The 11,928-nt window shown below is 67.2% G+C and carries 10 protein-coding genes; 8 read left to right on the forward strand and 2 right to left on the reverse strand.

Features of this window, described 5'->3' with window-relative positions:
* Positions 1-41 precede the first annotated feature (41 nt).
* From aspA to PJ259_RS15820, 6 genes are all read left to right on the forward strand, one after another.
* Positions 42-1,475, forward strand: a complete 1,434-nt coding sequence (gene aspA, locus PJ259_RS15795) for an aspartate ammonia-lyase (protein ID WP_059316752.1) — start codon at positions 42-44, stop codon at positions 1,473-1,475.
* 99 nt (positions 1,476-1,574) lie between these two features.
* Complete coding sequence (locus PJ259_RS15800; RefSeq protein ID WP_271653439.1) at positions 1,575-2,576, forward strand: AraC family transcriptional regulator; 1,002 nt, start codon at positions 1,575-1,577, stop codon at positions 2,574-2,576.
* A 45-nt stretch (positions 2,577-2,621) separates the two neighbouring features.
* Positions 2,622-2,981, forward strand: a complete 360-nt coding sequence (locus PJ259_RS15805) for a cupin domain-containing protein (RefSeq protein WP_271653440.1) — start codon at positions 2,622-2,624, stop codon at positions 2,979-2,981.
* A gap of 123 nt (positions 2,982-3,104) precedes the next feature.
* On the forward strand, positions 3,105-4,136 hold the full coding sequence (locus PJ259_RS15810; protein ID WP_271653441.1) for a histone deacetylase family protein: 1,032 nt from the start codon (positions 3,105-3,107) through the stop codon (positions 4,134-4,136).
* Positions 4,137-4,159: 23 nt separating this feature from the next.
* Positions 4,160-5,260 (forward strand): polyamine ABC transporter substrate-binding protein, encoded by a 1,101-nt coding sequence (locus tag PJ259_RS15815; protein WP_271653442.1) that lies wholly within the window; start codon positions 4,160-4,162, stop codon positions 5,258-5,260.
* A 144-nt stretch (positions 5,261-5,404) separates the two neighbouring features.
* Positions 5,405-6,610 (forward strand): GGDEF domain-containing protein, encoded by a 1,206-nt coding sequence (locus PJ259_RS15820; RefSeq protein ID WP_271653443.1) that lies wholly within the window; start codon positions 5,405-5,407, stop codon positions 6,608-6,610.
* On the opposite strand, the gene PJ259_RS15825 is transcribed toward PJ259_RS15820, so the two are convergent.
* On the reverse strand, positions 6,607-7,395 hold the full coding sequence (locus PJ259_RS15825) for a helix-turn-helix domain-containing protein (RefSeq protein WP_271653444.1): 789 nt from the start codon (positions 7,393-7,395) through the stop codon (positions 6,607-6,609). The two genes, PJ259_RS15820 and PJ259_RS15825, sit on opposite strands and share 4 nt — an antisense overlap.
* A gap of 276 nt (positions 7,396-7,671) precedes the next feature.
* Here PJ259_RS15825 and PJ259_RS15830 point away from each other — a divergent pair, with 276 nt between their 5' ends.
* Together PJ259_RS15830 and PJ259_RS15835 are read left to right on the forward strand one after the other, a co-directional pair.
* Positions 7,672-9,126 carry an alanine/glycine:cation symporter family protein gene (locus PJ259_RS15830; RefSeq protein ID WP_271653445.1) on the forward strand — a complete coding sequence of 485 codons (1,455 nt, stop codon included), beginning with the start codon at positions 7,672-7,674 and terminating at the stop codon, positions 9,124-9,126.
* Positions 9,127-9,287: 161 nt separating this feature from the next.
* Complete coding sequence (locus PJ259_RS15835; protein WP_271653446.1) at positions 9,288-10,271, forward strand: asparaginase; 984 nt, start codon at positions 9,288-9,290, stop codon at positions 10,269-10,271.
* A gap of 586 nt (positions 10,272-10,857) precedes the next feature.
* Here the strand turns inward: PJ259_RS15835 and PJ259_RS15840 are convergent.
* A complete protein-coding gene (locus PJ259_RS15840) occupies positions 10,858-11,760 on the reverse strand; it encodes a D-hexose-6-phosphate mutarotase (RefSeq protein WP_059316761.1) in 903 nt (300 codons plus the stop codon).
* Between the last annotated feature and the right edge of the window lie 168 nt (positions 11,761-11,928).

Genomic DNA, 11,928 nt, shown 5'->3' on the forward strand with positions numbered 1-11,928 from the left:
GCATCGCGGCGCCCGCCGCTCGATCGAAGCCTAACGCTATCATGTCCAACTCTGCATCACCCGTTCGCCTCGAAAAAGATCTCCTCGGTACCCTCGACGTCCCTGCCGATGCCTACTACGGCATCCAGACCCTGCGCGCCGTACAGAACTTCCGCCTCTCCGGCGTGCCCCTTGGTCACTACCCCAAGCTGGTCGTGGCCCTGGCCATGGTCAAGCAGGCGGCAGCCGACGCCAACCACCGGCTCGGCCACCTGCCGAGCGAGAAGCACCAGGCGATCGTTGACGCCTGCTCGCGCATCATTCGCGGCGAATTCCACGACCAGTTCGTGGTGGACATGATCCAGGGCGGGGCCGGCACCTCGACCAACATGAACGCCAACGAGGTGATCGCCAACGTGGCGCTGGAGCTGCTCGGCCACGCCAAGGGCGAGTATCGCCACCTGCACCCGAACAACGACGTCAACATGGCGCAGTCGACCAACGACGCCTACCCCACCGCCATTCGCCTGGGCCTGCTGCTCGGCCATGACGCCCTGCTCGCCAGCCTGGACAGCCTGATCACCGCCTTCGCCGCCAAGGGCGTGGAATTCGCCGAGGTGCTGAAGATGGGTCGCACCCAGCTGCAGGACGCGGTGCCCATGACCCTCGGCCAGGAATTCCATGCCTTCGCCACCACCCTGGGCGAAGACCTGGCGCGGCTGAAAAGCCTGGCGCCGGAGCTGCTCACCGAGGTCAACCTGGGCGGCACCGCCATCGGCACCGGCATCAACGCCGACCCCGGCTACCAGCTGCTGGCCGTACAGCGCCTGGCGGAAATCAGCGGCCAGCCGCTGACCCCGGCCGCCGACCTCATCGAGGCCACCTCGGACATGGGCGCCTTCGTGCTGTTCTCCGGCATGCTCAAGCGCACCGCGGTGAAGCTGTCGAAGATCTGCAACGACCTGCGCCTGCTCTCCAGCGGTCCGCGCACCGGCATCAACGAGATCAACCTGCCGCCGCGCCAGCCGGGCAGCTCCATCATGCCGGGCAAGGTCAATCCGGTGATCCCCGAGGCGGTCAACCAGGTGGCCTTCGAGATCATTGGCAACGACCTGGCGCTGACCCTGGCGGCCGAGGGCGGCCAGCTGCAGCTCAACGTCATGGAGCCCCTGATCGCCTACAAGATCTTCGATTCCATCCGCCTGCTGCAACGCGCCATGGACATGCTGCGCGAGCACTGCATCACCGGCATCACCGCCAACGTCGAGCACTGCCGCCGCCAGGTGGAGCACTCCATCGGCCTGGTCACCGCGCTCAACCCCTACCTGGGCTACGAGACTTCCACCCGCATCGCCAAGACGGCGCTGGAAACCGGTCGCGGCGTACTGGAGCTGGTACGCGAGGAAAACCTGCTGGACGAGGCGACCCTGGACGACATCCTGCGCCCGGAAAACATGATCGCCCCGCGGTTGGTGCCCCTGAAGGCCAAGGTCTGAGCCTCGCACGCCAGACCTGAGCGGTAACCGACGGCAACTTCCCGCGAGCGCGGTATCCTTCTTGCTTGGAAGGCTGCCACCGCTCCGGGGAGTTTTCACATGCGTCAGTCCGGCTTGATCAATCTCAACCTGGTATCCCTGGTCCTCCAGCAACTGGCGGCCGACACGCCTGCCCGGGCGGCACCGCTGCTGGCTGGTAGCGGCCTGCAGCTGGACGACCTCGAACAGCCCCATCGCCTCATCACCCTGGCCCAGGAACAGCGGGTCATCGCCAACGCACTGCCCGTCGCGCCGCCCGAACTGGGGCTGCTGCTGGGCTGGCGGCTGCGGGTCTCCGGCTACGGCCTGCTCGGCTATGCCCTGCTCAGTGCCCCGACCCTGGGCGCGGCGCTGCAGGCGGCCCTGGCCCACCAGGGCCTGCTCGGCGCCTATTTCACCCTGCGCCTGGAGCGCCATGGCGACTTGGCCTGGCTCAGGGCCGACGACCACCCCTTCGCACCAGAACTGGAACGCTGCAACGCCGAGTGCTGCCTGGCCTCGCTGCTGGCGATCTGCTGCGACCTCCTGGGCACGCCTCTACCCCTGGTGCAGGTGGCTTTTCGGCACCCCGAGCCGACCTATCGCGAGCGCTATGACGATTGCTTCGGCGCCACACCCCTGGCCTTCGGAGCCGCCTTCAACGGCCTGGCCTTTCCCATTGCCTGGCTGGAGCGCGGCCTGCCGCTGGCCGATCCAGTGACCCATCGCGACGCCCTGGAGCAGTGCGGCCGGCTGGCCCCCGAGCAGGATCGCCAGCGCGCCCTGCTCGCCCGCATCCGTACCCTGCTGGGCGCCGACCTGGCTGCACCGCCCTCCTTCGAGGCCCTGGCCGGCCACCTCGGCATGGCGCCGCGCAGCCTGCGCCGACACCTGCAGGCGGGCGGCAGCGGCTATCAGCAACTGCTCGACGAACTGCGCTTCGAACGGGCGCGTGATCTGCTAGCCCAGGAGCGCCTGCCCATCTATCGCATCGCCGAGGTGATGGGCTTCAGCGAAACCGCCAGTTTCCGCCATGCCTTTCGCCGCTGGAGTGGGCAATCGCCACGGGGTTATCGGCTCTAGCGGCTGGCGTATGCTGGCGGTTCCTGCATACCGAGAGGCTCTGCCATGCCAGCCCTGCACCTGCTCGCCGAACGCGGCCAACCCACCGATCAATACCGGCTACCGGCGGAAAAGCGCCTGGAAGGCGATCCGCTGCAGAGCCTCTGGCTCGACTACGAGGATGCCAGCGGCGTCTTCGCCGTCGGCCATTGGCACAGCGAGGTGGGCAAGTGGAGGGTGAACTACACCGAGGAGGAGTATTGCCAGGTCCTCGAAGGCCTAAGCCTGGTTACCGATGACCAGGGCCGCACTACCCGCCTGGGGCCGGGCAGCACCTTCGTCGTGCCGCGTGGTTTCCAGGGCACCTGGGAGGTCGTGGAGCCGACCCTGAAGCGGTTCGTGGTCTACGAAGCCAAGGGCAGCTGACATCTCTTGTGACGGCGCAAGGTGAGAATCTGGCCGGATCTATCCCCTTTTGGCCGCTGCGCCTCTCGTCGCGAGGCGCCGGGCTGGCAAGAATCAGGAGAGAACCCGCCGCCCGGAGTCACCATGCGCATCCACCACAGTCCCGATCACGCCCTGCACCATGGTCGCTGCGAATTGATCGACGGCCAGCTGCAGCCCTGTTTCGAAAAGCCCCAGCGCGTCGAATTCATCCTCGCCGAGTGTCACCGCCGGCAGCTCGGTGAGGTGGTGGCGCCCAGGGACTTTGGCCGGGCGCCCCTGGCGCGTGTCCACAGCGAGGCCTATCTCGACTTTCTCGCCGGTGCCTGGGACGAATGGGCCGCCAGGGGCGAGACCGTGGATCTGCTGCCCTATACCTGGCCCGCACGCACCCTGCGGCAGGTGCTGCCGCCCACCAGCCTGCATGGGCGTCTGGGCTACTACAGCTTCGACGGCGGCGCGCCCATCACCGCTGGTACCTGGCAGGCCGCCTACAGCGCCGCCCAGGTGGCGCTGAGCGCCGGTGCCGAAGTCGCCGCGGGCACGCGCAGCGCCTTCGCCCTCTGCCGTCCGCCGGGCCATCACGCCGCCGCCGATGTCATGGGCGGCTACTGCTATCTGAACAACGCCGCCATCGCCGCCCAGGCCGCCCTCGACGGCGGCGCGCGGCGGGTCGCCATCCTCGATGTCGACTACCACCACGGCAACGGCACCCAGGACATCTTCTATGCCCGCGACGATGTCCTGTTTCTCTCGCTACACGGTGATCCGGGCTTCGAGTTCCCCTTCTTCCTCGGCTATGCCGACGAGACCGGCACCGGCGCGGGCCAGGGCTTCAACCTCAACCTGCCGCTGCCCGCCGGCAGCGCCTGGGACAGCTGGAGCGCCGCGCTGGAGGTGGCCCTGACGCGACTCCAGAGCTATGCCCCGGACCTGCTGCTGGTCTCCTTGGGCGTGGATACCTTCAAGGCCGATCCCATTTCCCAGTTCAAGCTGGAGAGCGATGACTACCTGCGCCTGGGCGAACGCCTGGCGCGGCTCGGCCTGCCGACCCTGTTCGTCATGGAGGGCGGTTACGCCGTGGCGGAGATCGGCATCAATACGGTGAACGTCCTGGCCGCCTTCGACGGCGCCTGATCCCTATCGCGAGGAATCCCACCATGCACAGCCTCCTGCGTCCGCTCACCGCCCTGCTCGGTGGCGCCTTGCTCGCCAGCGCCGTCCAGGCCGCCGATCCCGGCGAACTGCGGGTCTACAACTGGGCCGACTACATCCTGCCCGAGACGCCCAAGGACTTCGCCAAGCAGACCGGCATTCGCGTCACCTGGGATACCTTCGACAGCAACGAGTCGCTGGAAGCCAAGCTGCTGACCGGTCGCTCTGGCTACGACCTGGTGATCCCTTCCAACCAGTTCCTGGAAACCCAGATCAAGGCCGGGGTGTTCCAGAAGCTGGACAAGACCAAGCTGCCCAACTGGCAGAACCTCGATCCCGAGTTGCTCAAGCTGCTGGAGGTCAACGATCCGGGTAACCAGTACGGCGTGCCCTACATGTACGGCACCATCCTCATCGGCTTCAATCCGGCCAAGGTCAAGGCGGCGCTGGGTACGGACGCGCCGGTGGACAGCTGGGACCTGGTGTTCAAGCCGGAGAACATGGCCAAGCTCAAGAGCTGCGGCGTGGCCATGCTGGATTCGCCCTCGGACATCCTGCCGGTGGTACTGCACTACCTGGGCCTGGACCCCAACAGCGCCAACGCCAAGGACTACGAGAAGGCCACGGCGCTGATGCTGAAGATCCGTCCCTACATGGCCTACTTCAACTCCACCAAGTACATGACCGATATCGCCAACGGCGACATCTGCGTGGCGGTGGGCTATTCGGGCAGCTTCTACCAGTTCGGCAACCGCGCCAAGGAAGCCGGCAACGGCGTGGTGGTGGACTGGCGCCTGCCGCGCGAGGGTGCGCCCATCTGGTTCGACACCTGGGCCATTCCGGCCAGCGCCGCCAACGTTGACCAGGCCCATGCCTTCATCAACTACCTGCTCGAACCCAAGGTGATCGCCGGGATCAGCGACTACCTCGGCTATCCCAACGCCAACAAGCCGGGCATGCCGCTGGTGACGCCCACGATCCGCGACAACCACGACCTGGTGCCCACCCCGGAAATGCTCAAGAAGCTCTATGTGGTGCAGCCCCTGCCACAACCCATCGAGCGGGTCCGCACCCGTGCCTGGAGTCGCATCAAGGCCGGCAACTGAAGGCCGAGACGTCCATGGCGGCCCGAATGGTAGCCAAGTGCTACCATTCGGCGGCTATACCCTCTTATCCGGGAACCCTCTATCGCGCTAAGGGACTTATTGTGCTGAAGTGACCTATCGGATTTTCCTGCCAGGTACGGCACCATGTCCCTCAGTCTTGCCCTCGCCCGAGCGCTGGCTCGCCCTTTCTGGGCCCTGCGCTTCGAGCCGATATTGGAACAGCATTACCAGCAGGACATCGCCCGTGCGCGCCGGCGCCACCTGCTCATCAGTCTGACGGTCGCCATCCTGGCCTACGCCAGCTTCTCGATCTGGGACTGGATCCTGATGACCGAGGCCTTCTGGGTTATCAGCCTCCTCAGCGCCCTGGTGGTGCTCGGCGGGGGCATGACGCTCTTGGCCCTCAAACTGATGCCGGCCGAGCATCCGGCGCGCGAGTGGCTGGGCATCCTGCCGTGTCTGCTGGCCTATGCACCGCCGCTGTTCGACCTCCAGGCGAGCGATGTCGCGCATCGTGCCCTCTGGCTGGCCACCCTCCCCCTCATGACGCTGTTCACCAACAGCTGCATCGCCCCGCCCCTGCGGCAGGCGGCGGCACATAGCCTGTTCGCCCTGCTGACCATCGGCCTCGCCACCCAGATGCACGGTCTGCCCGCCGTGGAGGCCGCGCTAGTACTCACCCTGGCCGGTGCCACCGTGGTCTTTACCCTGCTCAACAGCTTCTGGATGGAACGGGCCCGCCGGCAGGGCTATCTGCTGATTCTGCGTGATCGGTTGCGCAACGAAGAGCTGGCCGCCACCAACCGCGTTCTGGAACAGCAATCAGCCACGGACCCCCTCACCGGCGTGGCCAACCGCCGAGCCCTGATGCAGGCCCTTACCACCGCCCTGGCGCGTCCCCCGATCCGACCGCTGCTCCTGCTGATGATCGATGTCGATCACTTCAAGGCCTTCAACGATCGCTATGGGCACCCGGCCGGCGATCGCTGCCTGCAGCAGGTCGCCACTGCCCTGGCCAGTGAATTGCGCGCCGGCGACTGCCTGGCCCGCTACGGCGGCGAGGAATTCGCCATCCTCTGCACGCCCACGCGCGAGGAAGATAGCGGCAAACTGGCCCAGCGCCTGCTGGAGGCGGTGCGTCGACTGGAGATTCCTCATCTCGGGCCCAATGCCGGTCCGCGGGTAACGGTGAGCATCGGCGGTGCCTGTGCCCGGCTGGACCACGACTGCGCCGAAACCTTTCTCGAAGCCGCCGACCGGCAGCTCTACTGGGCCAAGCAGGCAGGCCGTGACCAGGCGATCCTGGAAGACTGCGATCGATGCCAGACGCCGGTCGGTGATCTCAGCTAGCCTAGCCGATAGACCCGGTCGACCAGGGTCGCGCTGGCCAGGCGCTGGCGCAGATCGTCGTCCAGGTGGGGGTCCTGCCAGTCGTAGAGACCGATGCGGCCATAGGCCTGGCCGCGCCGGGGGCGGGTGCCCAGGTACTCCCAGACCACCCGGGTGCAGGCCGGCTCGCGCCGATCGGAGGCGCTGACGCCCAACTTGAGGCCGTTGAGGCGATCGATGCGATTGCGGGCGCTGGGCAACAGCACCGTCTGCGACAGCTCGTTGCCGGTGAGGGACTCGTAGTCGGTGAAGAACAGCCGGCTTTCCAGGCTCATGGCCAGGCCCAGGTAGCGAAAGCGTGCCTGGCTCGTGGCCTCGCCCTGACGACGCAGGCGTTCGAAACGCACATAGCGAAAGACGCCTTCCTCCTCGAACAGCCGCACCAGCCCACAGAGCACCACACCCGGGGTGGAGAGCGACGGATAGTATTCGTGGTAGTAGCCCTGGTACCGGGCCAAGCCTTCCTGGCGCTCGCCGAACAGGGCCAGCGCCTGCCCCGCCCACCCCGTCTCCTGACTGACCGGCGCCCCCAGGCGCGCCGCGAATTGCCGTTGCGGCAGCTGCAGATCGCTGGCTGGCAGTCCGAAGAATTCCGCCAGTCGCTGCAGGTTGTAGGGCGACGGACGGCTCTGGCCGTTGAGGTAGCGATTGAATTGGGCACGGTTGATACCGACGGCGCGACAAACGGCGGCAATCGAGCGGTGGCGCTGGCAGAGCAGCTGCAAATTGGCGGAAAAATCGCTCATGAACCCTGCCCAAGCTTGACAGACGCCCAGAAAACTAGCATCAAGTCGCGCCATTTTGAAGCGAGGCGCGGAATTGTCCACGCCGGTGGGATAGCCGAACCTAGGCGGCCCGGTCCGTCTTACTGCCCGTTCCACCCGGACCGATCCGTCCCAGCGCCCTGTCCCGGTCGTCTCCCCACGACCGGGCACGGCGTCGGGAGCGGGATATTCCACAATAATAGCCCCAAGGCTTGCGAGCCGGCCTTGGAGCATCACTAGCATGCTCGAGGATTCTTCATGCACTACCTAGAAATGCTCAATGACTTCCTGTCCGGCCACGTACTCATCGTGCTGATCGTCGGCCTGGGCAGCTATTTCACCCTGCGCTCGCGATTCGTGCAGTTTCGTCATTTCCCGCACATGTTCACCGTGTTCAAGGATTCCCTGCGCAACAGCGGCGACGGCCTGAGCTCCTTCCAGGCACTGATGCTCAGCCTGGCCGGTCGTGTGGGTGCCGGCAACATCGCCGGCGTAGGCCTGGCCGTGACCCTGGGTGGCCCCGGTGCCGTGTTCTGGATGTGGGTGACCGCCCTGGTCGGCATGGCCAGCAGCTTCTTCGAGTGCACCCTGGCGCAGGTCTACAAGCGCGCCGATGGCGATGGCCTCTACATCGGTGGTCCGGCGTACTACATCCAGCACGGCCTCAACAAGCGCTGGATGGCGCTGATCTTCTCTGGCCTGCTGCTGGTGACCTACGGCTTCGCCTTCGTCGGCCTGCAGTCCTTCACCGTGACCCACTCGCTGGAAAACGCCTTCGGCCTGCCGGTGCAGTACACCGGGATCGCCCTGGCCATCCTGCTGGGCCTGGTGTTCATCGGCGGTATCAAGCGCATCGCCGCGGTCTCCGACATCCTGGTGCCGGTCAAGACCCTGGCCTACATCGCCGTCACCCTCTATGTGATCGTCACCCAGATCGAGCTGGTGCCCGGCACCCTGATGACCATCGTCAAGAGCGCCTTCGGCCTGGAGCCGGCCTTCGCCGGTCTGCTGGGCGCCGCCATCACCATGGGCGTCAAGCGGGGCGTCTTCGCCAACGAAGCCGGCCTGGGCGCCGCGCCCAACGTCGCCGCCGTGGCCGCGGTCAAGCACCCGGCCGCCCAGGGCGTGGTGCAGGCCTTCAGCGTCTTCCTCGACACCTTCGTCATCTGCACCTGCACCGCGCTGCTGATTCTGCTCTCCGGCTTCTACGCCCCGGGCTTCGACGGCGACGGCATCGTGCTGACCCAGAACTCCCTGGCCGCGGTGGTCGGTGACTGGGGCCGCATCTTCATCAGCGTCGCCCTGTCGCTGTTCGTCTTCACCTGCATCCTCTACAACATCTACCTGGGTGAAAACGGCCTGCGCTACCTGCTCGGCCGTGGCAAGGCCGTGCTGCTCGGCTATCGCGGCCTGGTGCTGGTGCTGATCTGCTGGGGCTCCATGCAGAACCTGACCACGGTGTTCGCCTTCGCCGACATCACCATGACCTGCCTGGCCTTCGTCAACCTGATCGCGCTGGCGATGCTGATCAAGGTCGGCATGCGCATCCTCAACGACTACGACGCCCAGCGCCGCGCCGGTGTCGATCAGCCGGTGTTCGATGCCGACCAGTTCCGCGACCTGGACCTGGATCGTCAGGCTTGGCCGTCGCTGGATCGTCTGGAAGACACCGTCGCCGAAGCCCGCGCCGCCCAGCCGCGCCAGGCGCACTGACCGCCGCAGCGGTCACGTTGGGCTTCGCTACGCTCAACCCAACCTACGGGTGACGTAGGTTGGGTTGAGGCGGCTCCATCGCCGAAGCCCAACGGCCCCGAACCATGATTCGCTTGTCTGCCCCCACCTCGCGTGGGGGCAGTCTTATCAGGAAGTCCCCCATGACCTCACCCTACCTGCACATCCTCTACACCGGCGGCACCATCGGCATGCAGGCGACCGCCGCCGGCCTGGCTCCGGCCGCCGGGTTCGAGGCGCGTATCGAAGCCCTGCTGGCCAGCCGTCCGGAATTGGGCGATCCGGCCTGGCGCCTGGAGGAACTGTTGCCGCTGATCGACAGCGCCAACATGACCCCCGCCGCCTGGGAGCGCATGGCCCAGGCCATCACCACCGCCGCCGCGGACCCGGCCTGTCGCGGCGTGCTGGTACTGCACGGTACCGATACCCTGGCCTACAGTGCCGCCGCCCTGGCCTTCCGCCTGCTGGGCCTGGCCATCCCGGTGCTGCTGACCGGCTCCATGCTGCCGGCCGGCGTGCCGGACAGCGATGCCGATGGCAACCTGGCCGACAGCTTCGCCGCCTTCGCCGGCGGGCTGGCGCCGGGCGTCCAGGTGCAATTCCATGAAGAGCGTCTACCCGCCGCGCGCTGCACCAAGCAGGCCAGCAGCGGCTGGAAGGCCTTCGTGGAAAGCGCACGGCCGCGCAGTGGCGACACCCTGGTGGCCGCGCCTGCAGCCCTGCGCTTCGACCAGCCGCGCCAGGCGGTACGGGTAGCGGTGCTGCCGCTGTTTCCGGGCGTCGACGGCGCGGTCCTGCGCGGTCTGGCGGGCAGCGGTGTGCAGGGGCTGGTACTGGAGTGCTACGGCAGCGGCACGGGGCCGGCCGACGACGCCGACTTCCTCGCCGCACTGGCCGAACTGCGCGATGCCGGGGTACCGGTGGTCGCCCTCAGCCAGGGTGCCCGCGGCACGGTGGAACTGGGCACCTACGCCGCCGGCAGCGGCCTGGCCGACGCCGGGGTGATCTCCGGCCGCGGCATGACCCGCGAAGCCGCTCTGGGCAAGCTGCACAGCCTGCTCGGCTGCGGCCTGGATCGCGCGGCGGTGGCCGAGTGGATCGGGCGTAATCTGTGCGAGGAGCTGTAAGCGTCGGCTAGGTGCCGGCGGCTCCCTCACCCCGGCCCTCTCCCAGGGGGAGAGGGGGCGTTTGGGTAGGCTGCGTACTGGCCCTGCGGCTGTCGATCCGACACCTCGGGAGCTTGAAGACGTAGCGACTCTTTCGCCGAAGCCCGACAGCGCGCGCTCGACCTGGGCCGCGTTGGGCTCCGCTCACGCTCAGCCCAACCTACGCCACCGCGGCCTGGAGCGCGCGGGGGGTGGCCGAGTGGATCGGGCGTAATCTGTGCGAGGAGCTGTAAGCGTCGGCCAGGTGCCGGCGGCTCCCTCACCCCGGCCCTCTCTCAGGAGAGGGAGCGTTTGAGTAGGCTGCGTGCTGGCCCTGCGGCTGTCGATCCGACACCTCGGGGGCTTGAAGACGTAGGTTGGGCTGAGGCGACTCTTTCGCCGAAGCCCGACAGCGCGCGCTCGACCTGGGCCGCGTTGGGCTCCGCTCACGCTCAGCCCAACCTACGCCTGACAACCTCAGGCACCCCGCACCAAACTCCCCCTGAGCGCCCCCTCTCCCTCCGGGAGAGGGTCGGGGTGAGGGCTACCCCGGACGTCTGAACAACCCCTACAGCGCCTCGCGCCATAGGCTAACCGCCATCTCGGCCGAGGCACCCGGCGCTACGGTCAGGACATCGTCCATCACCCGGGCGGTCTCGATGCACAGCATGCCGGGCCAGGCGTCGTCGGCGAACTGGCTCAGGCGCGCGGCCTTGTCGATCCAGGGATTCCACAGCACGGCCGAATGGCTGTTGCGCGTCTCGACGAACAGTCGGCGCTGCCACTGCTGATCACGGATCGCCAGGCGCGCCGGCAGGCCGACATAGACCCGATCGGTCTCGGCGGTGATGGTCGGCTCGCCGTTCTGCCGCTTGCGGGTCCAGCCGTCCAGGCAGTCGTAGTAATCGGCATTGGCCAGGCCTTCGATACCCACCTCGCGTACGTCGCTCACGGCGAAATAGGTGTGCAGCGCCTGGCTCAGCACCAGCGGGTGATCCTCGAGGTTGCGCACGCTCAGGGTCAGCTCCAGGCGTTCGCCCACGCTCAGGCTCAGGGTCAGCTCGGTGGCATGGGGCCAGCCGGGCGTGGTCTCGGCGGAGGTGCGGTGGTGGAAGTCCAGGCGCACCCGATCGGTGTCCACTTCAACGCCACCGGCCTGCCAGGCTACCTGACGGGCCAGGCCGTGGGCCGGGGCGTCCTCGGTGGTGGTGCACATGGCCTGGACCTCGGCCGGATTCTTCAGCAGGTCGCCGAACCAGGGCCAGCAGACCGGGATGCCGCCACGGATCGGCGTACCGGGCTCGAACACGGCTTCCGGGTTGCCCCAGACGATGTCCGGTTCGCCGTCGAAACCGTAGCGCAGCACATGGGCGCCCTGGCAGGCCACCAGGGCTTCGGCCTGACCGACGCGGATACGCCAGACGGGCAATTGGCCCAGTTGGATCTGTTCGACGAGGGGGGCAGCGGACATGGGATGACTCCTGGAAAAGGTGAGAGGCGACTGTAGTCCAGTCGAGGACCGGGCTCCAGCCAGCCATGGACAGCGTCGGCGGCAAAATCTCGCGGCGCTGCCCGGTTCTCATGTCCGCGGGCCAGGCTCGGCTAGACTCCAGGCCCCTTACCTCAGGAAATGTCTGGC

The organism is Pseudomonas sp. JBR1 (assembly GCF_028198185.1).
In the GTDB taxonomy this organism is placed as follows: Bacteria; Pseudomonadota; Gammaproteobacteria; order Pseudomonadales; family Pseudomonadaceae; genus Chryseomonas; species Chryseomonas oryzihabitans_E.